Here is a 25,427-nt window from a genome sequence, read left to right on the forward strand (position 1 = left end):
TTTAGGTTGACACCTCTTATTATCACTTATACAATCGTATACATGAATATGTTGTATACAAACGTATACACATAATGGAGGTGGCAGGATGAGAGATCGTCATATTGAAGAATCCGATGGAAGTGTACGTCAAGGTGAACGTCCAAAACGTGATGTGAGTGATAATGAGCAACGTGGAGAGCGTTCCAGACGTGGCAGAGGACATGGTGAACATCAGGGAAAACGGGGCCATGGTGCGCAGACATTTCGTCGTGGACGAATTCTTGTATTTCTGGAGCAGATGCAGAATCGAAGAACAACACTCGCCAGACAACTTGGTCAGGAGGAGTATGAACATATTCGCCCGATGATCAGTGGGGAGTTAAAAGCCATTGATCAGGTCATCGACGAGTATATCCATCTTTTTGAACTACAAAATGAAGATGTAAGTCCCAATAAGGATCTGGAGAGTGAATAAGTATGATTCGTCGTTTTTTTTCGTATTATCGCCCTTATAAAAAACTGTTTTTGATTGATTTTGGATGTGCTGTACTCGCAGGTCTTCTGGAGTTGGCTTTCCCGCTTGCCGTCAGCAAATTCATTAATGAGCTGTTGCCAGGTCAGGATTGGCCTCTTATTTTGCTTGCCTGTATTGTGCTGTTATCCATCTATGCACTTAATACGGTATTGAACTATGTCGTTACATACTGGGGACATATGCTGGGCATTAACATTGAGACGAATATGCGTGAGAAGATGTTTGCTCACTTGCAGAAGCTGTCTTTCCGGTTCTTTGATAATCGTAAAACGGGCCACTTGATTGGTCATCTTACAAATGATCTGAATGACATTGGCGAGGTTGCTCACCATGGACCTGAGGATGTATTCATTGCAGTCATGACATTAATCGGATCGTTCTGGCTGATGGCTAACATTAATCTTGAGCTTGCGCTGCTTACTTTTATCATTATCCCAATCATGGCTTGGGTCATTATCGTATTTGGTGGCCGGATGACCAAGACCTATCGGCGACTCTTCGGAGACGTCGGCAATTTCAATGCACGCATTGAAGATAACGTTGGTGGTATGCGTGTTGTGCAATCGTTTGCCAACGAGGAACATGAGAAAGAGCTTTTTGCGGTGGACAATGCGAATTTCCGTAAAACGAAACTGCTTGCCTACAAAACAATGGCAAAAAGTATCTCGGTCAGTTATATGATGATGCGATTGGTTACGGTCTTTGTCATGATCAGCGGGGCCTGGTTTTATATCGATGGCAGGATCAATATGGGTGACTTTATGGCCTTCCTGCTTCTGTCCAATATCTTCTTCCGCCCGATCGAGAAGATCAATGCCGTTATCGAAAGTTATCCGAAGGGCATTGCTGGTTTCAAGCGTTATCTGGAGATCATTGATACAGAACCTGAAATTGCGGATAGCAAAAACGCCGTTGAATTCGAAAGTGTAAAGGGTGATATTCGCTTCGAGAACGTCTCGTTCGGATATGAATCCGGTCGGCGTATTCTGAATGATATCAGTCTGTCTGTTCGACCAGGGGAGACGGTTGCTTTTGTTGGACCTTCGGGTGCAGGCAAGACAACCATCTGCAGCCTACTCCCACGATTCTATGAGGTAAAAGAGGGACGTATCACTGTAGATGGTGCGGACATTCGGGACGTTAAGCTTCAATCGCTCCGTAAGCATATCGGGATTGTACAACAGGATGTATTTTTATTCTCGGGTACCATTAAGGAGAATATTGCATATGGTGACCTGCGTGCAACAGACGAACAGATCTGGGATGCCGCCCGTCGTGCCTCGTTGGAGGAATTAATTCTTACGTTGCCAGATGGCATGGATACGGTCATTGGCGAGCGTGGAGTCAAGTTATCCGGTGGACAGAAGCAGCGGTTATCCATTGCTCGTATGTTCTTGAAAAATCCACCCATTCTTATTCTCGATGAGGCAACCTCTGCGCTGGATACGGAAACGGAAGCACTGATTCAGCAATCACTCGCTGAATTGTCGGTGGGCAGAACAACACTTGTGATTGCACACCGATTAACAACAATCAAGAATGCGGATCGAATCATCGTCGTGAACACAGATGGTATCGCTGAACAGGGTAACCATGAGGAATTGGTTGCTGCTGGAGGCATATACAGCCGTCTTCATCAGGTGCAATATAGTCACTCTTAATCCATATAAATTGAACAAAAAATATTTTTACACTCGTCACTCCGATGACAGAACAACCTTCCGATCGCTGTTATCCCCAGATTTTTTTTATTCCTTCTATAAAGGGGAAATCCGGGGATAAAGGCGAGCGCTGCGCTTCTTCAGGTTTTTTCTGTCCTCTCCGTTTTGTGTAAATGTTTAGTTCAATTTATATAGAAACTTAAGCAGCTGACTAAGTATCTAAATCAGTATCTAAATCAAACAAACCTTGGCCGCGCTTATGCGCGGCTTTTTGGTTTGGCTTAAAATGGGGTTACAAATGCTAAGAAAAGATAATGTTGACAACGTCCACTAACGTGATTATTATAATGTTGACAATGTCCACTAAAAAGGAGGGCTTGACATCAACTCTCAGTACATAAATCCAGATATTCTGGCTGACATGCGACGTTTTAACCGTTTTTATACGAACATACTTGGTGTACTCGACAAGCACATTCTCGGCACAGGGTATTCCTTTGCTGAAGTACGGGTCATTATTGAGATTGGAATTCGGGGCGAGAGCATTGCGAACAATCTCGTAGATACACTGACCATTGATCGCAGTTATATGAGCCGAATTGTGAACAAGCTGTCTAAGGAAGGACTGCTGGTGAAAGTCGATTCTGCTGCCGATAGCCGGGTCAGTCTGATTCGTCTGACAGCCAAGGGTGAGGAACTGTATGCCCAACTGAATGATCGATCCGATCAACAGATCCTGAAGCTGATGCAAGAATTAAATGAAGAAGAGATTCAAGAGGTATATACCTCCATGATGAACATACAAGAGAAGTTGAACAAGAAAGCAGGAGAGACAACACGATGATACGATTTGAATGTGACTATAACGAAGGTGCGCATGAACGCATTTTACAAAGATTGATGGAAACCAATATGGAACAGACGAGCGGGTACGGCACGGATGAGCACTGCGAACGGGCGAGAATGCTTATTCGTCAGGCCTGTGACAATGAGCAAGCTGATGTTCATTTTCTGGTTGGCGGTACACAGACCAATACAACGGTGATCGCGTCTATTTTGCGTCCATATCAAGGTGTGATTGCAGCGAGCTCTGGACATATTGCAGTTCATGAGACGGGAGCAATTGAAGCAACGGGACATAAGGTGCTCACGGTTCCAAGTGAGGACGGAAAGATCACGCCTGAACAGGTTAGGGCAGTTTATGATGCACATATGAACGAGTCGTCACCGGAACATTGTGTGCAGCCAGGCATGGTCTACATATCTCAGCCAACCGAGAACGGAACGATGTACAGCAAGGCAGAATTGCAAGCATTACACGCAGTCAGCAGAGCATGTGGTCTTCCATTTTTCGTGGATGGAGCACGTCTTGGATATGCACTCGCTTCACGCGATTGCGATATGACACTTGCTGATCTTGCGCGCTTGTGTGATGTATTTTACATTGGTGGAACCAAGATTGGGGCATTAATGGGAGAAGCGGTTGTTATCCTGAATGATGCGCTGAAACCGGATTTTCGTTATATGATCAAACAAAAAGGTGGCCTGCTTGCCAAAGGCAGACTGCTGGGGATTCAATTCGAAACCCTGTTCGAAGACGGTCTGTATCTTGAAATTTCCCGTCATGCCGTGGATATGGCCTTGAGAATTCATGATTCACTCGAACAGCAGGGAGTACGTTTCCTGTACGATTCACCAACCAACCAGCAGTTTCCGATTCTGCCCAATCGGTTGCTTGAGAAATTACGGAATGATTATACCTTTTCCTTCTGGGAAAAGATTGACGATACACACAGCGCGGTGCGCTTTTGTACCAGTTGGGCAACCCGTCAGGAGAATGTGGATACGCTCACTCGTGATATCGCTCAATTATTGCAAGCAGAGATCCAGGTGCCGCAACGGGTCGAAGCATTGGTTTAACTTTGCAAATGTTAATACTGAAAAGGACAACCACGACGGGTTGTCCTTTTTCGTATACTTTTCGTGAGATGTGGTTATCGAACCAAGTGAGAGAAGTGAATTGACAGTTCTCTTCTATTAAAGCTATTATAGATATAATATATCCTTAATTGAGGAGGAAATTGTATTCTATGAATAACGGACATTTATCCGGTCCAACGAACGAATCGTGGAGTGGTCATTCTGCTCCTTTTACAGCGTTACAGGAAATATCTATCTTATCCTTACTCCAGCCGTCCCATGGAGAGCGAATTCTTGATGTGGGTTGTGGCAATGGTGATCTGACAGCCAAAATTGCAGCCGCAGGAGCGCTGACAACAGGCATTGATTTTTCGGAGGAGACGATTAGGCAAGCTAAACAGAGATACCCTGATATAAATATTGAAGTCGGAAATGCCTGTCATTATCGGACAGAAGAACCGTTTGATGCTGTCTTCTCGCATGCCGTTCTGCATTGGATAAAGGATGCTCCAGCTGTAGTGCAATCCATACAGTTAGCGCTCAAGACGGGTGGACGATTCGTAGCTGAGTTTGCTGGTAGTGGCAACACGGCTATATTAATAACTGCAGTACGTGAAGAACTGAATGCTCGTGGATACAAATGGGAAGGTCGGAATCCATGGTATCACCCTACCATTGGCGAATATGCTAATCTACTGGAACAGAACGGATTTCGAGTTCGTCTGGCCCAGCACGTTGACCAATTTACCCCGTTTAAGCCAGGTGCCAGAAAGTGGTTGACCAGCTTCGCGGAGTATTTATTCAGTGGTATCACATCTGCAGAACAGGATGTTATTATGGAAGCTGTTGAGAAAAAAGTACAGCCACAACTGATGCGGGATGGACAATGGTATTTGGACAGAAGCCGACTGCGAGTGGTAGCTGTTAAGGAATAGGGGAATGCAGTATGAAAGTGGACAAACCCAAGCTTCAGGAGCAGTTGCTCGAACCCGAAACGATTGCATTTCTCGAATCCAAAGTGGAGTACAAACACAAACTGATCGAGAACATTACATTGGATCAACAGGAAGCGAGTAAGGTTTCCTTTGAAAATGTTGTATTTAGACATGTGACGATCTCGGAGTCTACCTTGGAACAATTTGAATTCACCGATGTCCGGTTTGAACACTGCGATCTCTCCAATGTCAATCTCTCTGGTGCCTTCATGCACCGGATCGAATGGCATAACTGCAAGTTTGTTGGAACTGATTTCTCCAATAGTCGATTGCAAAATGTCAGTTTCCTTTATGGTCTAGGCGACTACAGTAACTTCCGTTTTGCCCATCTGAAGCAGGTCACCTTCTCCGAATGTAGCTTGATTGGTGCGGACTTTGCCTATTTGGCACTTCAAAAAATGGAGTTCATTCAATGTAACATCGACCAAGCTTCCATGACGGGAACGAAAATGAAGGATTTGGATCTTAGCGAATGCCAATTTGACTCCTTGGTTTTAACCATGGAAGATCTCAACGGTTGTGTGATTTCACCACATCAAGCGGCTACATTTGTAGGATTAATGGGCATCATTATTAAATAAATAGAATGATCATAATATCAGGGTTGCCAAGATAGTAGAAGTGTGTATAATTGGAGACACATTAGAATAAAAAACAGGTTTTCTAGGGTTCCGCGACGGATGTGTCGGTCTGGTCCGAGAGAAAACCCGCAACCTGTTGGTTGTGCCACGGAGGGATAAAAGCCTGGGAGATGAACTGCTACATGCAGTTTGTTTCCCGGGCTTTTTTGTTTTTTCCTAATGAACCCTTACGGGTTGTGCAAAAAAATGTAGAAGAGAAGGGATGTTTCAGGTATGAATAAGACTTGGCTATCGGTTGTGATTGCTGCGTTATTTGAAGTGGGTTGGGTCATTGGATTAAAACATGCCAGCGGGCTGCTGGAATGGGGCCTTACACTGATTGCGATTATGATCAGTTTCAGCTTAATGATTGTATCTTCGCGTACCCTGCCAGTAGGAACCGTATACGCAGTATTTGTTGGCCTTGGTACCGCTGGAACGGTACTGGCAGAGATTCTTTTGTTTAATGCACATGTCCAAACTGGAAAAATGATACTCATTGGTACACTTTTACTCGGCGTTCTTGGTCTTAAAATGTTAAGTAAAGAGAAGAATAAGGAGGTGCAGCTATAATGAACTGGGTATTTCTTATTTTGGCAGGCGTATTTGAGATGATCGGAGTGCTGATGATAAACAAGTTACACAAAGACCGCAATTTCATTTCACTGGTTTTATTGATAGCCGGGTTTGGGTTAAGCTTCCTGTTCCTGTCCCTTGCGATGGAAACTCTTCCGATGGGGACAGCATATGCGGTATGGACGGGAATCGGAGCCTCCGGGGGTGCCATTCTTGGCATGGTGTTTTACGGAGAACCTCGAAATGCCCTAAGAATTCTGTTTATCGCTATGGTTCTCGGATCGGCAGTCGGTCTTAAATTGGTTAGTTAAATAAGTGGAATTAAAAAGATAATGTACAGATTACGTTTTTAATGGTATCCTTATACGTTACGTGTGAAATAAAAGATACGTCTTATTGATAGATGTGCGTAAATGAAGGAGACAACATGACATTTAAGGACTTAAATATTATCCCCTCTATTATGGAAGGGTTAAGCAAAGCAAACTATACTAATCCTACCCCTATACAGGAACAGGCCATACCAGCTGTATTAGCTGGCAGAGATCTGCTGGGATGTGCACAGACAGGAACAGGCAAGACGGCAGCATTTTCGGTGCCGATCATTCAATTATTAAGCGAAAGATCCAAAGGACCCAAGTCCGCACGACATATTCGTTCATTAATTTTAACACCAACACGAGAACTGGCTATTCAGATCGCGGATAACATTAAGGTATATAGTCGGTATACGGACATCCGTTGTACGGCTATCGTTGGCGGTGTTTCGCAAAAAGTGCAAGAGCGGGCGCTTAATCAAGGAGCAGATATTATTATCGCAACACCTGGCAGACTAAACGATCTAATTAACCAGAAACGTATTGATCTGAAGATGGTTGAGATTCTCGTTTTGGATGAAGCAGACCGGATGTTGGATATGGGCTTCATTCATGATGTAAAAAGAATTATCGCCAAAATGCCGAACAAAAAGCAGACGCTGTTCTTCTCAGCTACTATGCCTCCTGAAATCACCAAAATGGTTAAAACCTTGCTGGTTGATCCAGTCAAAGTAGAAATTACACCGGTATCTTCAACAGTAGATCGCATTGAGCAGTCTATATATTTGCTGGAGAATGGCAAGAAGCAGCATATGTTGAACCAGATTCTGGAGGATAAATCCATCGTCACGGCATTGGTGTTCACACGCACGAAGCGCGGCGCTGACCGGGTCACACGTGATTTGGCCAAAGTGAATGTTACGGCACAGGCTATTCATGGCAACAAGTCTCAGAACGAGCGACAACGGGCACTGAACAACTTCAAGAGTGGGGCAACACGTGTATTAGTTGCGACGGATATCGCTGCAAGAGGAATTGACGTGGAGGAACTGTCACATGTCATTAACTTTAACCTGCCTAACATTCCGGAAACGTATGTTCACCGTATTGGACGTACAGGTCGAGCAGGTAAAAGCGGGATGGCCATCTCGTTCTGTGAGAAGGATGAACTCCCATTCCTGAAGGATATCGAGAAAGTAATTAAAAAGACGATTCCTGAAGTGAAAGGTCATCCGTATCCAATGACAGGTGTACCTGTATTTGAAAAAACGAACAAAGCACCAAGCGGTAAACCTTCGTTCAACAAATCGACTGCAGGCAAACCGGCGAAGTCCAAAGCTAACCCGGCACGCAAGCCCAAATCCGAATGGTTTGCCAAGAGTGGTAAATCAAACAGTAGTCGTTCAAACGACGGTAGATCCAACAGCAGTAGATCACACAGCACTAGCAGTAAATCCAATAATGGCTCGTTCAGCCGCAGCAGCAAAACAAGAAACGATAGAGCCAATTAAGATCTAGATAAATTCAGCTAAAACCTTCTCCATTCATATGGAGGAGGTTTTATTATGTGTAGAGAGCTTATTTACATACGAACTTACATTCGGTATCATTATATCGTCCACTGGTGAAAGGGAGGTACTGACTTGAAGGATACGATGATTAAGTACAGTTTGAAGAAGAAAGGGGCGACCATGGAGTATCCATTTGGACCTGATCCAGTTGCGATTAAGGTTGCGGGTAAGATGTTCGCGCTTATATTTGAAAACAAAGAAAAGAACTGTCGCTTGAACTTAAAATGTGATCCCATTATTGCAGAGAATCTTAGAGAGCAGCATGAAGCCGTTCAACCGGGATATCATATGAGCAAAAAACACTGGAATACCATAACGCTGGATGGTTCATTGTCAGATGAGGATGTCTACGTCATGATCGATCACTCGTATGATATGGTTATCCAATCCCTTCCAAAAAGGATTCGGGAATCTCTGGCCGAATCGTGAGAAAATTCATTTAACATACATTTAACTCATGCTATTCATCACTCATCAGATCACTGACCTGGAGTCTCTCATAGGTTTTGGCTATTGTGAATTCGAAGGGTCGTTATCTGAAACCACTTTTACCGTTCCTTTCGCTTGCAATTCTTTGGACATCCCCGGTTCCGCAGGCTTGATTATTCCGGATTTCAGCTATTATTGGCTTAACAAGAAATGTGATGAAATATACGAGGTATATGAAAAGGCGAATGGTCTGCTCGCCAAGTAGTATGAATATCTTATGAAAATGAAGACATACTTGAATTCCATGTGGTCCCGATACCTTGGAAATAAACAAGATCGAACGGCCTTGTTCAACGTTGTATCCCTTATTATCAATGCCTGGATTGGGATAGGTAAGTTAGTCCTGGGCTTATATCTCCTTTCTGGATGGTTCATCACGAATGCTGTGTATTATTTGATTCTGTGTATAGCCAAAGGACAGGTGCTTCATCAATATAAAGTTGCCAAAGGGATGGAGTCTCCCCAGGAAAGACATTCTATGGAGCTTGCGGTGTATAAACGCGGAGGTCTTTTTCTATGTTTTCTGGGCGTGTCCTATTCAATCGTCTGTCTGAGAATGTATCTAATCGGTGATGCCTTCATATATAGCGGACTTATTGTATATATCGTGGCTATAGTCGCCTTTACCAAACTGGTTTTTGCCGTGTGTGGTGCCTGGGCTAACCGTCATCTCCATAACCCAATTATATCTACATTAAAAATGATTAACTTCACCGATGCCATGGTATCCATCGTTGTGACACAAGCGACACTGCTTACAATGCAAGCCTCACCTCTTGCATTAAAAACCAGCAGCTTGTTTGGCATGGGGTGCAGCGTTTTGTTTTGTCTGATGGGGGTCTGGATGATGTCCCACAAGAAAAAGGAGTCAAGTATGGAGCAGGGGAGTACGTCAAATGAACAGTGAGACAAATGGGGGAGCTAGATATTTCACATGAACATGCTGTCACAACGGTAGGTGTGCTGGCAACAACAGTGGGGCAGGAAAATCACATCACTGTCTTGAATTCATTGGAGAATGAATGATTCAAATCTCCGATTATAGGAGTCATTCTTAATGCAAATAAGGAGTGATATCTATGAATCAACAACAACAACTGGCAATGGTACAACGTATGCGTCAAAATGACATCGGGACAGGTGCGGCTCTTCAACCCAGTTCCACGTATGCTGTCACAGTGGAAGAAGTCATGATTCCTACGACTAAAGGCGAGACGCGTGTACTCGTGTATAAACCGGATAGGGATCATCCCGCTCCGCTGCCAGTCTTCTTTAATATGCATGGGGGTGGTTTCATCTTGGGACAAGCGGAGGGGGATGATCCCTGGTGTCGCCTGATTGCTGATCGTGCTGATTGTCTCGTTATCAATATCGATTATAGTCTTGCACCAGAGAACAAGTTCCCAACAGCGGTCCACGAATGTTACGACGTTGTAAAGTGGGTTCACACCAATCCGGGATCCTTCTCGGTTAATCCGTCTCTATTCGCCATTGGAGGGCATAGCGCTGGTGGAAATCTTGCTGCAGCAGTGTGCTTGTTGAATCAACAACGCGGTAGCGAGCTGCCATTTGTTCTGCAAGTTATCGATTATGGCGTGTTGGATGTGGCAACAGATCCTGCCGAGAAACCGAGTTTTGAAGAAGCCATTCCAGCCGATATCGCCAGAACATTTAACGCCATGTATCTTGAAACGCCTGAAGATGCGCAAGATCCGTTAGCATCACCTGTGCTTGCACCAACATTGGAGGGTCTCCCGGAAGCATTGATTATTACCGCGGAGAAAGATTCACTTGCGCAAGAAGCCAGAACATATGCAGCAAGGCTGGAAGCAAGCGGTGTGAAGGTGACGCTTAAGGAATATGTGGGGGCAGCTCATGGATTTACACATTTTGGCGATCTCCAGATGGCTGAGGATGCCTGGTATCGGATGAGTGACAAGATCAGAGAAGCGTTTTCCAAATAACGTACATCAGAACAACGTTGAAGAAGTGGTTAGAAATTATTTGAGAAGGTAATATCATAAGGTACCTTGAAGTCGCCTAAATGGCGGCTTTTTTTGGTTCATTGGTGTGATGGATTCGATGGCCCGGTGAAACGAAGCTTCTGAGCTTGCGGATGTGTTAATAAACTGGATTAGGAGCCTTCCTGAGATTATAAAGATATCGTTAAGGGTAAGAGTTGTTAATTAGAGGAAATAATGACCAATACCAGGAGGTTTATTATGAACCAATACAACAGTCCAGCCGATATCGCGATTTTTGGCATGGGAACGGCTCTACCTGCTCACCCCGTAGCGCAGTCAGATATTGCAGAGCTGATCGCTTCTTCTCTTCAGGATCGGCCAGATTTGGCCCGTTTTGCCAGGCGTGTATTCAAGTCCTGTGGTGTTGAAACTCGATATACCGTAGAACCGAGCTATCTGGGTTCACTGAAAGAATGCCGATATCTGCCCTCTGGAGAGCGTCCAGACGTCCCGACAACTGAAGAACGAATGAATATATACAAGCGAGAGGCGCTTCCGCTGGGGATCGAAGCGGCAGAGAAAGCGCTTGAGGATTCAGGCGTATCTCCCAAGAGCATCACACATATCATCACCGTCAGCTGTACAGGTCAATATCTGCCAGGTCTTGATGTTATGCTCATCCGCCACTTGGGTTTGTCTGCACGTGTTAATCGACTGCCGCTGATCTTTCAGGGCTGTGCCGCAGGGTTGAAAGCCATTCAGATGGCACGTGATGTCGTGCAGGGTGCTCCGGGATCACAGGTGCTTGTTGTCTGTGTAGAGTTGTGCACCATTCATTTTCAGCCGGTGCAAGATCGGGAAGCGCTGTTTGCGGCTTCATTCTTCGGAGACGCAGCTTCTTCTTGTGTAGTGGGCACACCAGAACCTCAGCACAAGAATGTTCTAAGTCTGGGAACGGGATACTCTGTGCTTCTTCCGGATTCAACTGAAGATATGACCTGGGAAGTTGGTAACGTGGGATATGACCTGTATCTATCACCACGTATTCCGAAGCTGCTCGCTGTTCATCTGGAAGAGGAACTGCGTCTCTTACTGCAAAGTGAACAGCTTCCGGAGCTGTGGGCCATTCATCCGGGAGGACGCGGGATTGTGGACTCTGTGCAGAATATAATGAATCTGAGAGATGAACAAACGAAGTACAGCAGGGACATCCTCAGAACGTTTGGTAACCTATCTTCCAACACAATCCTGTTTGTACTGAATGCGATGCGTGCGGATATGAAGGCTCAGGGTCAATCCTCAACAGATGGTGTAGCCATGGCATTTGGACCGGGACTTACGGCGGAACTGATGAAATTCACTTATGTACCCTCAGTATCTTCAGTGATGGAGGAGCACGAACATGTCCTTCTTTAGAACATTGTCCATTCGGGCGAAGGAAGATGAACTGATGGATGACTTCTCTCTGGGAGGGGAGGAGCTGCGTGAAGCACTTAGACATCTGAGACGTCTTAACAAAATATTCGCAGCACCCGGCCCAACGCTGGCTGGTGTAGAGAAGTTATGGAACTCTGTCGGAAGGCCAGATAAGTTGACTCTGCTGGATGTGGGGGCAGGTTCAGGGGATGTGAACCAGAAGCTGCTGCAATGGGCGGATCGTCAGGGCATTCAGTTGGAGATTACTTTAGTTGATCTGACGGAAGAGGCGTGTGAGGAGGCGAGACAACTATTCCGTGACGAACCCCGAGTCAGGGTACAACGTGCCGATCTTACACAACTGCCGGATGCTTCAGCAGATATCGTGACAGGGTCCCAGTTTGTCCATCATTTTGATGGAGATCAGTTGGTTGATATGGTTTCTCATATGCTGAGAGCATCCAGGCATGGTGTCGTCATTAATGATATTCACCGCCATCCCGTATCCTATAAAGCGGTCTGGATTACAACACGAATGATCTCGCGCAATCGGTATATTCGTCATGATGGGCCTCTTTCTGTAGCCAAAGGCTTCACAGGGAGGGATTGGAAGGAACTTAAACAACGGCTAAATCATGATACGATGACTTATGAATGGAAGCCTTTGTTCCGTTACTCTGTTGTTATTCCCACGAAAGGCAGGTGAACTTACGTGTCGAAATCGATAGATGTGATTGTCATCGGAGCCGGAATTGCCGGTAGTACGTGTGCCATGCAACTGGCTGAAAAAGGTCATCGGACCCTTTTGCTGGATCGCCAGGAGTTCCCCCGGCACAAAACCTGTGGGGAGTTCATGTCACCCGAAACCAAGGAGATGCTGGAAGTTCTGGACATTCACCTTTTGGACCAGACGAAGAAACCCAGCACCATGGATCACGCGAAAATTGTTATGCCACAAGGTGGAGTGATTGAAGCACCACTGCCAGGATTCGCATATGGCATAAGTCGCTATGAGCTGGACCAGATTTTGCATCAGAAGGCTTTGGCGGCCGGAGCACAGATTGTTACCAAAGCGACCATAACGAGCATTGAGCAGCTTGAGGATGCCCGTTATGAGGTTCAGGTGAAACAGGGAGATGAGCGGATCAGCTATAGAGCCAGAGCCGTCATTGGAGCACATGGGACCAAGAAGCCGCGTGGGATGGCTTCCGTACCTGATCTGCGGGACCAAACCGTATATGTTGGTGTTAAATCCCACTTCAGCGGTATCCAGATTCCCCCACGGGTAGAGTTATATTTTTGCGAGGGAGGTTATGTGGGGATTTCCCCGATTGAGGACGGTAATGTGAATGTCGCAGCATTGTTGACACTGGATACCGTCCAGGGAAGTGGCAAGTCTGTAAACGATATTTTACAGGCAGCTTCCCTGACAAACGTTAGTTTGGCAGCACGTTTAGCCGAAGGAGAGCCTGTAGATGGAACGCAAGTGTCGATTGCGCCGCTGCATCTATCCAATGTTCCTGAACCATGGTCCGAATATCCGCATATTGGAGATGCCATGTTGATGATACCACCCTTATGTGGAGATGGAATGTCTATTGCCCTTCGTTCCTCACTCCTGTGTGCACGTTGGACTGACAAGTACCTGCAAGGTCACATCGAACATGCCGATTGGCAGAGTAATTACACGCTGGAAGCAAGCCGTGAATTCGCCCAATTGCTCAGACGTGCAAGAAGAATTCAGAAGCTGGCTTTTGCCAAAACCAATAAATTCTATCCTGGTCTGGCCCGGATGATCCCCGGTTTAGCCGCTTATGTCGTGAAGGCCACACGGTTAGCCGAGATGAACGCAGTGCGCTAATCCATTGAAGGGTTGCTCAATACTTATGCAAAAGAGGTTGCTGACGGCGGCCTCTTTTTTTGGTGTATAAACATTAATTTGGTGGAGATAGTTTGGAAATTCGGAAAATGCTCGTATAATAGAATCTAATGTAACGATAGAGAACTAAGTCAGATGAAATGTCGGGAGGCACTACTTAAGATGAACTATTCATTTTCCAATCGTATCGCAGCACTGCAACCATCCATTATTCGTGAGATTCTGAAGGCTTCTTCGGGTCAAAATGTGATTCCATTCGCTGCGGGTAATCCCGCTCCGGAAACCTTTCCGATTGAGGCGATTCGCACGTTCACCCAATCCATCCTGGAGCAAGACCCGGTCACGGCTCTGCAATATGGAATTACAGAAGGGTATGTTCCCCTCAGGGAAGCATTGACTCAACATTTGAAGACAGGCTTTGATACCGGTAATCCATCCGATCAATTGTTCATCGTATCTGGAGCGCAGCAGGGGATTGAACTTGCCTGTAAAGTGTTCTGTAATGAAGGGGATACAATCATCTGTGAGAGTCCGAGCTTTATCGGTTCCCTGAACTCCTTCCGGGCATCTGGTGCGAAGCTTGCAGGTGTTCCGATGGAGATGGACGGTATGGATATCGAGAAACTGGAACTGGCACTGCAAACGGAGCCCAATGTAAAACTGATCTACGTGATCCCTAGTTTTCAGAATCCGACCGGTGTAACGACGAGTCTTGCGAAACGTAAGGCGATATACGAGTTGGCTAAGAAATATGGCGTTATGATTCTGGAAGACAACCCGTACGGAGAACTTCGATTCAATGGAGACGATGTGCCAACCATCAAATCTATGGATGATGAGGGTCTGGTCATCTATGTTGGATCATTTTCCAAAATTTTGTCGGCGGGACTGCGCGTTGGTTTTGTACAAGCCCCATATGAAGTGGTGGAGAAGATGGTTGTTGCCAAACAGGGAGAAGACGTACATACAGCGATGCTTCCACAGATTCTGGCATACAAGTTCATGACAGAGTATGACTACGCGGGGCATATTAACAGTATTCGTGAGGTATATCGGAGAAAAGCAACATTGATGATGGATAAGCTGCAAGAACATATGGGTGAGTCCATTACCTATACTAAACCGGATGGTGGACTGTTCCTCTGGTGTGACCTGCCAGCACATGTGCCAATGATTGAATATGCCAAGACTGCGGCATCTCAAGGGGTTGCCGTTGTACCGGGAAATGCATTCCTGGTGAACGAGCAAGACCCTTGTAATGCCATCAGACTTAATTTCTCAACCCCGTCAGACGAACAGATTGTCAAGGGTGTAGAGATTTTGGGGCAGGTATTAAAAGGTTATAACGTTTAATATGATCAAAAAGTTAGTAGATCCATCAGAAGTCGCCAATGAGCGGCTTCTTTTTGGTGTTATCTCAAAGCTTCTCAGAGTTTTTCACAGCCCTAATTATCAATTAAAGCACTTAATTCAGCCTGAAAGACCCTCTGATTCCTCTGATTAAACGTACTCAGCAGCACGGTAACAATCCCATTACCTTTTCGTCGGGGAGTAAGTCCAATGACTTCTGCAATGACATGAAGTTCATCATCCGGAAAGACAGGTTTCAGGAATTGAATATTATTCATTCCGGTACCCGCCACGACATGTTCTCCATAAACCCCGACCTCAATCCATAATTTAAAGGAGATATTCATCGTTTGCATACCAGAAGCAATTAAACTGCCAAAGCGGCCTTGCTTGGCCTTTTTCTCATCCAAATGCATGTACTGTGGATCATAGATTGTGGCAAACTCAATAATATCGCTTTTGGATAATGCCAAGGATGCGGTTTCGTAGCGCTGACCTATTACATATTCACTGAATCTCATGAAGGCACCTCGGTTTCTTTAATATGTTTATCGGTAGTTGATGCCTTGGACAGAGACATGACTGGACTGACGTGTTAAAATGCTAGTGAACAGTCCGGTGTGTATTGCTGTGTTACTGCCATAATGGACGAAACAGATGAAACTGTCTTTGAGGAGTATATATGATGATAACGATTAAAGATGTAGCCAAGATGGCGGGTGTAGCCAGTTCAACCGTGTCTTGCGTACTCAACGATAAAGGGAATGTAAGTGAGCCAACAAGGCAGAGAGTACTTGCAGCAGCAAGCCAACTTAATTACGTGAAGTACGGCCCTGCATCTGAAATGAAGCGAAATAGTACACATACCATTGGTGTGATTGTCCATGACATGTCCAGTCCGTATTTCTCGGATTTGGTGAACGGAATAGAAACCGTCGTCATGAGTCATGGATACGATATGATTGTATGTAGTTCGTTGGGTGGAGAGAAATCAACAGCCCACCGTTACATTCGAGAACGAAGAATGGATGGAGCTATTGTTATCGCTCAGAATATTCAAGATCAGTTACTTATTGAAGCATCTGAAGCAGGGTTTCCGATTGTTGTTATGGATCGGGATCTGGATGCTCAACATATTGTAAAGGTTTTGATGAGTGATACGCAAGGCGGTTACTTGGCTACCCGTTATCTGATCGATAAAGGGCATCGGACAATAGCTTATATTAGTGGTCCATCACAATCGGAATGTAATCTCCAGCGTTATCAAGGTTATTTGAAAGCCTTGAAGGAAGCAGGCATTGAAGAGAACCCCGAATGGAAAATTGGCGGGCAATACATGAAGCAAGATGGCTACATTGCAGCCAAGAAACTGCTAGAAGGAGAGTTGCCATCCGCTGTATTCTTCGCGAATGATGAAATGGCCATCGGCGGCTTGGAAGCCTTCAGGGAACATGATATTTCAATTCCTGAACAGTTATCCGTCATTGGCTTTGACAACATACCTGCATCTCAGTACATGAATCCACCACTAACCACATTTCGTCAGCCAAGAGGGATGCAGGCCAGCTTGCAGGTCATATTCTCTTCCAACTGCTGAATGGAGAGATCGTAGAGACGTTATATTCACTGGACATCCAATGTGTGGAACGTGATTCTGTTCGGCTCCTCAACCTGAGTTGAGGAGTTTTTTTATTCTATAGAATTTTAAATGCTTAAAAAGAAAGGAGAGTAGCCATTTATGCATAATATAAAGACGAGGAGTTTTTTGCACTTGGAATTAAATGGAGGGTGATATGATGGGCGTACCCACTTTTTTGGAGACTGGTCATATGCAAGAAGGTTTTCCCATTCGGGTAATTCACACAGGAAATCAGTTTAACTATGCTGCACACTGGCATGATGAGGTTGAACTGATTCTTGTCAATGGCAAGAGTGCCCGAATTGGCGTGAACGACCACGTTTGTGAGTTGCAAAAAGGGGATGTGCTGCTGATCAAACCAGGGGATGTACACTGCTTTTTGCCGGGGACCGAACAGCTGACCATTATCTTGTTCCGACTCGAATTGTTAACGGGAAGTTTCACAACCGAAGCCGAAATTCAGGACCTCGGACAACTTTTCAACAAAACAACAGTTATTCCCTCGGATACGGGAAGTCAGAGCAATCTGGCTCAATATATAGATGTCATCATTACCGAGAAGAAACACCAGAAGCCGGGATATCGATGGTTAATGGTATCCAGATTGTATGATCTCATCATACTTTTATTGCGTACAAAAGTACCCGTTACCACCGATGAATCAACATCTTCAGGATGGCCCTGTACTTCTTCCAAAAAATTTGAATTTCTTGAATCGGTCTGTGAATACCTGGAGGAGCACTATGCTGAACCGATCAAGTTGGAGCAGGTGGCGGAACATATTAAATTCAGCAAGTTTCATGTCTGTAAATTATTTAAAGAGATCAAAGGCGTGACACTGATGGAATACTTGAATCATTTTCGAATTATCAAATCCGAGTGGGCCTTATTGTTTCGTCAGGATACCATTCTGGAGATTGCGATCGGACATGGGTTCAACAATGTGAACTCCTATAATCGTCTTTTCAAAAAATATAATGACTGCACGCCCTCCGAATTTCGTAAGAAACACCGTACAAATATCACAAAATATGAAGGGTAATGCACAATATTTGTAGAGAAAGCTATCTCCAAAATCAATATACTCTAATAAATTGTAAGCGTTTCCTTTTTGAAGGAGGGGGCCTATGAAGAAGTGGTTTAAGCCAACTATTGTAGTTGTATGTGCAGCGCTGTTGTTAGCTGGTTGCCAGTTCAGTCCATCGAATCAAACCAAGCAACAGGAGATTACCGTGTGGAGTTTTACCGATGAAGCAAAGTATGCCATCGAGAAATTTGAAGAGAAATATCCTGACATCAAAGTGAACTTTGTCAACATCCCCGGTAATTTCTATATCACCAAGTTGAAATCTGCGCTACAGACAACCTCGAAGGCTCCAGATGTATTTATGATTGAAAATGCGAATATTCGAGAACTGATTGACGTTCCCTATCTGGAAAATCTATCAGCTTCTCCATATAACGCCAATGAACTTATCCAGGAACAATATGCTTTTGTGCAGGCCAATGAAAAGGACAGTGAAGGAAATGTCAAAGCGATAGGTTATCAGGGAACACCAGGGGGCATCTATTATCGTCGGGATTTGGCGAAGACATATCTGGGCACCGATGATCCGGAGAAGGTAGGTTCACAGATCAATACATGGGAGAAGATCTTCGAGATTGGAGAGAAGGTGCAGCAACTTAGCGGGAATAAAGTACATGCATTGGCGAATTGGAATGCTATATCGAATTCATATGATGGTATACCTTGGGTGAAGGACGGCCAGCTCGTCATCGATCCAACCTACCTGGAAGTACTTGATCTTGTACGTGAAGCACGTGAGCGGAAGGTCCTTGCCGAGTATGAGGATGGAAGTGCCGGTTACGCTGCATCCATGCAAAAAGGAGAGGTCATGTTCTATCCAGGGGCAACCTGGGCCTTGCAATATACGTTCAAGGCCAATGCCCCGGCTACCGAAGGCATGTGGGGCCTGGCTCAGGGACCTTCAGCGTTTAGTTCGGGCGGAACGTATATCGCGATGTATAGTAAAAGTGACAAAAAAGATCTCGCTTGGAAGTTTATCGAGTTCTATAACTTTAACCACGACTTTCTGTCGGAGTTAGCGAAGGAGCAGGATTATTTCACCAGTAACATGGTTGTGAATGATGAACTTGCCCAGTCGCTCTCATCGTCCTATTTGGGAGGACAGAAGCATTTCGAGTTTTTCTCAGAGGCTGCGAGACGGGTTCCTGTATACAAACGCACCAAATATGATGCCACGATTAACAATGATATCTACAAGAATGTACTCCAGTTGTATCTCAATAAGGACATTCAGACCAAGGAAGAAGTCGTAAAGCGAATCAAACGTGATGTCACCTTGAGATTTCCGGAGCTGGAAGTGAATTAACTTAGTAGGAATCGAATGGTTATACACATCCAATGATAACTGGGGGGATAGAACATGTTTGCCAAAACGATTCGCAAGGACCATTACGGCTACTACTTCATTGCTCCGTTTTTTATTATTTTCACCATTTTTGGGCTTTATCCCATTTTATATTCGCTCTATATCAGTTTCACCAACTTTGATGGAATCACGACGCCTGATTTTGTAGGGATCGGTAACTACGTTGCCGTATTACAAGACCCGTTGTTCTACAAAACCTTGTTTAATACGTTATTTATCTGGGGGGTCTCCGTGGTTCCGCAGCTGACGATCTCCCTTGTACTCGCTTTTATTTTGAATGATAAGCTGCTCAAAGGACGGGATTTTTTCAGAGCCGTATACTTTTTTCCAAATATCGTTACGGCTGCATCCCTTGGATTACTTGTCAGCTTGATTTTTGACTGGCAGTCTGGCGGACTGAACCATTTTTTGGTTCAAACCGGCATCATACAAGATCCAATTAACTGGAAAAACGATCCCTGGTTTATGCGGTTGATTGTATCATCCATCTTGTTTTTTCAATACTTCGGGTACTCCATGGTCATCTACCTTGCAGGTCTTCAGGGGATAGATCCGTCATTACTGGAAGCTGCCCAGATGGATGGCGCGAAAAAGAAACATATTTTCATCCATATTATCGTGCCGATGCTCCGTCCAATTATTCTGTTTCAGATGATTACATCCATTATTGGTGGCATCCAGATTTTCGATCAGCCATTTACATTAACCAATGGCAATGGTGGTCCTGACCGGGCAGCTATGACAAGCATTATGTATCTCTATAATGTAGCATTTCAGAGCACACGTTTTGGTTACGGCGCTGCAATTGCATTTTGTCTGTTTATTATCATCATATTGTTGTCCGTTGCATCCTTCATCATGACCAAGCGGAAGAGCCGTTCATAGGGAGGGGGAGTTCTCATGCAAACTGCAAAATCAGTTGAACAACCAAATGCGGCGATTCAGCAATATGCCACCACAAGAAGGCTGACAGCAGGCAAGATCATCATCTATCTGTTATTGATTGGGCTTGCCGTGCTGTGCATCATTCCATTCTATCTGATGCTCATCTATTCAACACATAACAATGCAACGATTGCTTCAACATTCACTTTTCTTCCCGGATCGTTTTTAATTGATAATTATATGAACATGGTGTCCAAAATCAACATTTGGCGCGGGTTTGCCAACAGTATATTTATTGCTGGATCATCAACCGTGTTATCTCTTTATATTGGTGCTTTGACCGCATACGGTTTTGCCAAATTCAAATTCAAAGGGCGGAACTGGCTGTTCCTGTTTCTGTTAGCGACCATGATGGTGCCTGGTCAACTGGCTCTGATTGGTGTATATCGACTATTCAGTATGATGGGGCTTCTGGATAGCTATGCCGCTATTATTTTGCCTGCTGCGGCTAATGCGTTTAATGTATTCTTTATCAAACAGTTCATGGAGAGCAGCATCCCGGATGAGATTATTGAATCTGCACGGGTGGACAGTGCCGGTGAGTTCCGGACGTTTAATCAGATTGTACTGCCTATTCTGGGGCCAGCGATTGCTGCCCTTGGCATATTCACATTTATCGGATCGTGGAATAATTTCCTAACACCGCTGGTGCTGTTTTTCTCCCTGGATAAATATCCGCTTCCGGTATTGGTTGCGTTAGTGCAGGGGTATTATGGGATGGATTATGGACTCTTGTATTTGGGTGTAGCGATCTCCATCCTGCCTATCATTGTTGTATTCTCTGTATTTTCCAAACAGATTATTGGCAGTGTTGCCTTGGGTGCTGTGAAAGGATAGTGATTAACAGAAAATAGGGAATTGCAAAGGGCAAGATCTCCGGAATTATAGGAGTGAATAAATTACTATATTGATCAGGGTCGCTCAAGAGGGCGGCTCTTTTTGCTATTCAATATTTTGCGTATATATCCCAACTTATAAGTAAAGGATACCTTTAACTGAGAATATCTGGACGAGCATGCGCAGAAAGGGGAGGGCGGTATGGACACATCACCGATAACAGAGCAGAACCTGCCGTTAACCGGATCTCTTGCTGTTGATCAAGAAATGCTAAGCTCCGTTTTTGCAGGTTGCTCGGATGTTGTGTTTCATACATTCCAAACGGCCTGTCATACTTCAGCGGTATGCGTATATTGTGTTGGTTTATGTGATACAGAGCGGCTGGAAAGACAGGTGCTAACGCCCCTTCAGGAAATTGGGATTGAAGCTGCGCAAGTTCCCCTGGCTTCTGTGAAGCGTGTTGAAACAACCACTCAGGCGGTGCAGGCAATATTAGAGGGGGAAGCTCTGCTATTGCTGGAAGGTTCAATAATCGGAACTACCTACCCGCTATACAAAGCCGCAAATCGTTCAACCGAAGAACCTTTAGCTGAATCTACCGTGCGCGGTGCACGGGATGGATTCACAGAATCGTTGACGATGAATATGTCTCTTCTGCGCAAACGTCTCAAGACACCTGCATTGAAGCTCCATACACGTAACATGGGAGATCGAACGAACACCAGTATTTCACTTGTATACATGGAGGGGATTATTGACCCCAAACTGGTCAAGGAAGTGCAGACACGACTTGCCGATCTAAAACTTCAAGATGTACTGGAGAGTCAGTACATTGAGGAAGGCATTGTGGATCAGCGATATTCACCATTTCCACAGATGATTGCGACAGAACGTCCGGATGTTGTGGCTTCCAACCTGTTGGAAGGTCGGTTTGCTATTCTTGTTGACGGAACACCTTTTACCCTGATCGCGCCAGTGACCATTTTTTCCATGTTACAATCTCCGGAAGATTATTATCAAAATGTGTTCATGAGTGTTTTTGTACGCTGGCTGCGATACGTTTTCTTTGTTTTATCCATGCTGCTTCCATCGGCTTATGTAGCGATTACGACATTTCATCAGGAGATGATTCCTACTGTATTACTTCTCAGTATTGCCCGGGCGAGAGAAGAGATCCCTTTTCCTGCACTGGTGGAAGCGCTCATTATGGAAATCGCCTTTGAAGCACTGCGTGAGGCTGGCGTCCGATTGCCGAAGCAGGTCGGATCGGCGGTCAGTATCGTGGGAGCCTTAATTATTGGGCAAGCGGCGACGAGTGCCGGAATTGTGTCAGCCCCCATGATTATCATTGTTGCGATTACCGGTATCGCTTCTTTTATGATTCCCCGTTATGCTGCCAGCATCGCAACCCGATTACTGCGTTTTCCTATGATGTTTCTGGCGGGAACGCTGGGACTTACAGGTGTTATGTTGGGAGTCATCCTGGTTGTTATTCATCTGAGTAGTCTTCGTTCATTCGGAACACCTTATCTGTCACCTATTGCCCCTACAATGAGCAAGGAACTCAAGGATGTATGGTGGCGACCAGCACCAAGAAACAAACCGGACTAGAACAAGCCATACTCAAGCAATCAAGGGAGCGGGATTACACATGTTAACGGACAAAGGAAAAATATCGGAGACACAATTGGCATTCTTGATCTTTCCTGCCATTCTAGCGACCGCAATATTGTCTGTCCCGGGTATTACCATGCATTATGCGGGCCATGACATGTGGCTCTCTCCGATTATGGGCTCCATCGTTGGTTTTGCAGCGGTAGGGGTCTCTATTGGACTGGATCGCCTGTACCCTGGAAAAACGCTCATTCAATCGAGTGTATCGATTGCGGGTCGTATTCCTGGGAAATTAATTGGATTAGTATATATCATCTTCTTGCCCCATTTGACAGGCTTGATTATACGGACGTACGGAGAATTTATTGTTAACAATGCACTTCCGAGAACCCCCCTATTTGTTGTAATGGGGACTATGGTTGCGGTGTGTGCGCTTAATGTCAGACTGGGAATCGAAGTGGTTGGACGCACCTCCCAAATCTTTGTGACCCTCCTTATCGTGTTGCTTAGCCTGATCTTCATTCTCTTGATCGGGGAACTGAATCCAGCAGAATTATTCCCTTTCATGGAGAACGGACTGCTACCCAGTATTAAAGGGGCTCTTGCACCAGCTGCGTGGTTTAGTGAATACATCGTAATCGCCTTCTTTCTCCCCTATGTCAATCGTAGAAAACACACAACACGAGTTATGTTGGGTTCCCTTTTAATAACGACAACCGCAATGACGGTAATCAATCTGTTTTGTCTGTTTTTAATTGGAGATCTGACGGATAGCTTTGTATATCCGGTTATGATTGCCGCAAGATACATAACCATTGCAGATTTTCTGCAACATATTGAATCCCTGATTATTGCCGTTTGGATTTTTGGAATCTTCGTCAAAATTTCTGTTTTTCTTTATATTTTTGCAACATCCACAGCCGAATGGTTTGGTTTGAAGGATTACAAATCCGTCGTTGTCCCCCTTTCGTTTCTGTGTATGGTTTATGCCTACTGGGTTGTGTCCGGTGGATCGGGTGCTTCCAGTCTGGTTGGCCCTTCAGCTAACTTGTATACGATCAGCATTTTATTAATCCTTCCGGCTATGATCTACGGTGTCGCATGGCTGAAAAAAGGGTGGACACATTTCAGAAAGAATTGAGCGAACACCTGATTGATGGGGGGAGGAGCACTTGCGAATATATAGAGTACTGCTAATGCCAATATTGTGTTGTGTGCTTTTGAGTGGATGCTGGGATCGCATTGAAATTAACGATTTGGCTATTGTGCTGGCTACAGGTATAGATTACGAAGATGGCAAAGTACAACTGACTTCACAGATTTTCATCCCGCGAAAGGCGAGTGCAGGGGATAGCAGTGGGAGTGGGGGCAGCCCAAGCGGAGTTACGATGATTCGTACGGCGGATGGACGTACGATCGCGGAGGCATTGAATCGGTTGCAACGTAAAGTTCCCCGGAATATGTTTTGGGGCCACTGCGAAGTCATCATCATTAGTGAACAAGCCGGCAAGCGGGGGATTCGTGAGTACATCGATTTCTTTTTGCGTTATCCTCAGTTCAGGGAGCATGCCTATGTCTTTTCCAGCGAAAAGGCGGCGAAAGATATCCTTGCCTTACTTGATCCACTGGAGCGAAGTTCTGCAGAGTCGTTGCGAGAAATGGCCAATATGAAGCTGGGTACACGGATTACCGCTCTAGAACTAGGTAAATCGATTGAAGGTCCTGGTAGCTCTGTCATCTTGTCTCGCATGTTAATCTTACCCCCGGAGCCCGATCAGGATAAACTGACAACCACGCCGTATGTAAAAGGTTTGAGCTTGTATAAGGAGGATCACTACGTCAAGACGGTCAAAGAACCATTAAGTGTAGGTGTATTATTACTTGCAAAAGAACTGAACAACATTATTATGCCTGTTGAATTTAAGCCTTTAAAAGGTTCTTTTTCGATCCAGCCCCTTGAAATTCAAACTGTCTTGAAACCTCGGATTGTAAACCAACAGTGGAGTATGAAGGTCGACATCCAAACCAGGGGAGAAGTGGTGTTAAATACGACGGAGGCCGATCTGACTGATCCTGCTGTGATAACTAAATTGGAACAGGAGTGGTCGGCTAAGCTCACTTCATTGGCACATGATGCTTTAGTCATGTCCCAGAAGGAGCTACGCACTGACTTTTTCAAATTCGCCGTTGAATTTCGCAGATACTATCCGAATCAATGGAAGAAGCAGGAGAAGAATTGGGAAACCATCTATCCTGAATTGGACGTGGAAGTCAAAGTGGAAGCCCATGTAGTACGTACTGGAAAATCAACAGGACCACAGGGGATACCGGATGAGGACGAAAGTTGAACAGAGACCGCTGCTGTTAAGTCCTGTGAAATGAGGTGATTATATGAAACTAGGCTCAATCCTTGGAATTCTGATGCTGGCGGCTGCGATAATATATGGGGAGTGGAAGGGTAGCAAAGAAAAGCGAGCCAGAATAGTGAGTGCAGGAATTACTGCAGTGGCGGCAGTAATTGGGATCATTCTTCTCTTTCAGCCCCGTTTGCCTGGTCCTACCCAGGTTATGAAACTTGTATTTGGAAGTGTGGATAAAATTATGAAGTAAGATGATGGGGAAAAAGAAGGGCCACGTCTCTGCGTACCTGAGCTGTGGTCCTTC

General features: G+C 45.1%; 26 protein-coding genes and 1 riboswitch. Of the genes, 25 read left to right on the forward strand and 1 reads right to left on the reverse strand.

The annotated features are described in order from the left end of the window. Positions 1-88 precede the first annotated feature (88 nt). From ACE3K2_RS09955 to ACE3K2_RS10030, 16 genes are all read left to right on the forward strand, one after another. On the forward strand, positions 89-457 hold the full coding sequence (locus tag ACE3K2_RS09955) for a hypothetical protein (RefSeq protein WP_421889355.1): 369 nt from the start codon (positions 89-91) through the stop codon (positions 455-457). A gap of 2 nt (positions 458-459) precedes the next feature. Beyond that, a complete protein-coding gene (locus ACE3K2_RS09960) occupies positions 460-2,178 on the forward strand; it encodes an ABC transporter ATP-binding protein (protein WP_421889357.1) in 1,719 nt (572 codons plus the stop codon). A 421-nt stretch (positions 2,179-2,599) separates the two neighbouring features. Then, positions 2,600-3,022: a MarR family winged helix-turn-helix transcriptional regulator gene (locus tag ACE3K2_RS09965; RefSeq protein ID WP_036670809.1), complete on the forward strand. Its 423-nt coding sequence runs from the start codon at positions 2,600-2,602 to the stop codon at positions 3,020-3,022. Next, entirely contained in the window at positions 3,019-4,098 is a 1,080-nt protein-coding gene (locus ACE3K2_RS09970) for a threonine aldolase family protein (protein WP_421889359.1), read from the forward strand. The genes ACE3K2_RS09965 and ACE3K2_RS09970 overlap by 4 nt, the downstream gene beginning before the upstream one ends. 170 nt (positions 4,099-4,268) lie before the next feature. Next, a complete protein-coding gene (locus tag ACE3K2_RS09975; RefSeq protein ID WP_421889361.1) occupies positions 4,269-5,033 on the forward strand; it encodes a class I SAM-dependent methyltransferase in 765 nt (254 codons plus the stop codon). Positions 5,034-5,044: 11 nt separating this feature from the next. Next, positions 5,045-5,674: a pentapeptide repeat-containing protein gene (locus tag ACE3K2_RS09980; protein ID WP_421889363.1), complete on the forward strand. Its 630-nt coding sequence runs from the start codon at positions 5,045-5,047 to the stop codon at positions 5,672-5,674. A 71-nt stretch (positions 5,675-5,745) separates the two neighbouring features. Further along, positions 5,746-5,846: riboswitch (guanidine-I (ykkC/yxkD leader) on the forward strand. A 101-nt stretch (positions 5,847-5,947) separates the two neighbouring features. Further along, positions 5,948-6,286, forward strand: coding sequence for a DMT family transporter (locus tag ACE3K2_RS09985; RefSeq protein WP_421889365.1), 339 nt, complete (start codon positions 5,948-5,950; stop codon positions 6,284-6,286). After that, positions 6,286-6,600 (forward strand): DMT family transporter, encoded by a 315-nt coding sequence (locus ACE3K2_RS09990; RefSeq protein ID WP_253435236.1) that lies wholly within the window; start codon positions 6,286-6,288, stop codon positions 6,598-6,600. The genes ACE3K2_RS09985 and ACE3K2_RS09990 overlap by 1 nt, the downstream gene beginning before the upstream one ends. A gap of 116 nt (positions 6,601-6,716) precedes the next feature. Then, on the forward strand, positions 6,717-8,117 hold the full coding sequence (locus tag ACE3K2_RS09995; protein WP_421889367.1) for a DEAD/DEAH box helicase: 1,401 nt from the start codon (positions 6,717-6,719) through the stop codon (positions 8,115-8,117). A 132-nt stretch (positions 8,118-8,249) separates the two neighbouring features. Further along, positions 8,250-8,606 carry an MmcQ/YjbR family DNA-binding protein gene (locus ACE3K2_RS10000; protein WP_421889369.1) on the forward strand — a complete coding sequence of 119 codons (357 nt, stop codon included), beginning with the start codon at positions 8,250-8,252 and terminating at the stop codon, positions 8,604-8,606. A gap of 277 nt (positions 8,607-8,883) precedes the next feature. Next, on the forward strand, positions 8,884-9,573 hold the full coding sequence (locus ACE3K2_RS10005) for a hypothetical protein (protein WP_421889370.1): 690 nt from the start codon (positions 8,884-8,886) through the stop codon (positions 9,571-9,573). A gap of 172 nt (positions 9,574-9,745) precedes the next feature. Then, positions 9,746-10,630 carry an alpha/beta hydrolase gene (locus ACE3K2_RS10010; RefSeq protein ID WP_421889372.1) on the forward strand — a complete coding sequence of 295 codons (885 nt, stop codon included), beginning with the start codon at positions 9,746-9,748 and terminating at the stop codon, positions 10,628-10,630. A 258-nt stretch (positions 10,631-10,888) separates the two neighbouring features. Next, a complete protein-coding gene (locus tag ACE3K2_RS10015) occupies positions 10,889-12,046 on the forward strand; it encodes a type III polyketide synthase (RefSeq protein WP_421889374.1) in 1,158 nt (385 codons plus the stop codon). Further along, the gene (locus tag ACE3K2_RS10020; RefSeq protein ID WP_421889376.1) at positions 12,033-12,752 is read left to right on the forward strand and encodes a methyltransferase domain-containing protein; all 720 of its coding nucleotides are present in this window, start codon (positions 12,033-12,035) and stop codon (positions 12,750-12,752) included. Before ACE3K2_RS10015 ends, ACE3K2_RS10020 begins: the two co-directional genes overlap by 14 nt. Before the next feature lie 6 nt (positions 12,753-12,758). Next, the gene (locus tag ACE3K2_RS10025) at positions 12,759-13,907 is read left to right on the forward strand and encodes an NAD(P)/FAD-dependent oxidoreductase (RefSeq protein WP_421889378.1); all 1,149 of its coding nucleotides are present in this window, start codon (positions 12,759-12,761) and stop codon (positions 13,905-13,907) included. 180 nt (positions 13,908-14,087) lie between these two features. Next, positions 14,088-15,278 carry a PLP-dependent aminotransferase family protein gene (locus tag ACE3K2_RS10030; RefSeq protein WP_421889380.1) on the forward strand — a complete coding sequence of 397 codons (1,191 nt, stop codon included), beginning with the start codon at positions 14,088-14,090 and terminating at the stop codon, positions 15,276-15,278. A gap of 92 nt (positions 15,279-15,370) precedes the next feature. On the opposite strand, the gene ACE3K2_RS10035 is transcribed toward ACE3K2_RS10030, so the two are convergent. Next, positions 15,371-15,796: a MaoC family dehydratase gene (locus ACE3K2_RS10035; protein ID WP_421889382.1), complete on the reverse strand. Its 426-nt coding sequence runs from the start codon at positions 15,794-15,796 to the stop codon at positions 15,371-15,373. A gap of 161 nt (positions 15,797-15,957) precedes the next feature. Here ACE3K2_RS10035 and ACE3K2_RS10040 point away from each other — a divergent pair, with 161 nt between their 5' ends. From ACE3K2_RS10040 to ACE3K2_RS10080, 9 genes are all read left to right on the forward strand, one after another. Beyond that, positions 15,958-16,872, forward strand: a complete 915-nt coding sequence (locus tag ACE3K2_RS10040) for a LacI family DNA-binding transcriptional regulator (protein WP_421889384.1) — start codon at positions 15,958-15,960, stop codon at positions 16,870-16,872. Between the two features lie 196 nt (positions 16,873-17,068). After that, positions 17,069-17,956, forward strand: a complete 888-nt coding sequence (locus ACE3K2_RS10045; RefSeq protein WP_421889386.1) for an AraC family transcriptional regulator — start codon at positions 17,069-17,071, stop codon at positions 17,954-17,956. A gap of 85 nt (positions 17,957-18,041) precedes the next feature. Then, positions 18,042-19,307 (forward strand): ABC transporter substrate-binding protein, encoded by a 1,266-nt coding sequence (locus ACE3K2_RS10050; protein WP_421889388.1) that lies wholly within the window; start codon positions 18,042-18,044, stop codon positions 19,305-19,307. A 54-nt stretch (positions 19,308-19,361) separates the two neighbouring features. Continuing rightward, entirely contained in the window at positions 19,362-20,252 is an 891-nt protein-coding gene (locus tag ACE3K2_RS10055) for a carbohydrate ABC transporter permease (protein WP_091016465.1), read from the forward strand. Between the two features lie 15 nt (positions 20,253-20,267). Beyond that, a complete protein-coding gene (locus ACE3K2_RS10060; protein ID WP_421889390.1) occupies positions 20,268-21,149 on the forward strand; it encodes a carbohydrate ABC transporter permease in 882 nt (293 codons plus the stop codon). A gap of 201 nt (positions 21,150-21,350) precedes the next feature. Then, entirely contained in the window at positions 21,351-22,760 is a 1,410-nt protein-coding gene (locus ACE3K2_RS10065; RefSeq protein ID WP_421889392.1) for a spore germination protein, read from the forward strand. A 40-nt stretch (positions 22,761-22,800) separates the two neighbouring features. Then, positions 22,801-23,904: a GerAB/ArcD/ProY family transporter gene (locus tag ACE3K2_RS10070; RefSeq protein WP_421889394.1), complete on the forward strand. Its 1,104-nt coding sequence runs from the start codon at positions 22,801-22,803 to the stop codon at positions 23,902-23,904. 31 nt (positions 23,905-23,935) lie between these two features. Then, positions 23,936-25,111, forward strand: coding sequence for a Ger(x)C family spore germination protein (locus ACE3K2_RS10075; RefSeq protein WP_421889396.1), 1,176 nt, complete (start codon positions 23,936-23,938; stop codon positions 25,109-25,111). A 43-nt stretch (positions 25,112-25,154) separates the two neighbouring features. Next, positions 25,155-25,373 carry a hypothetical protein gene (locus ACE3K2_RS10080; RefSeq protein WP_421889398.1) on the forward strand — a complete coding sequence of 73 codons (219 nt, stop codon included), beginning with the start codon at positions 25,155-25,157 and terminating at the stop codon, positions 25,371-25,373. Positions 25,374-25,427 lie beyond the last annotated feature (54 nt).

This window comes from Paenibacillus sp., assembly GCF_048976745.1.
GTDB lineage: Bacteria > Bacillota > Bacilli > Paenibacillales > Paenibacillaceae > Paenibacillus.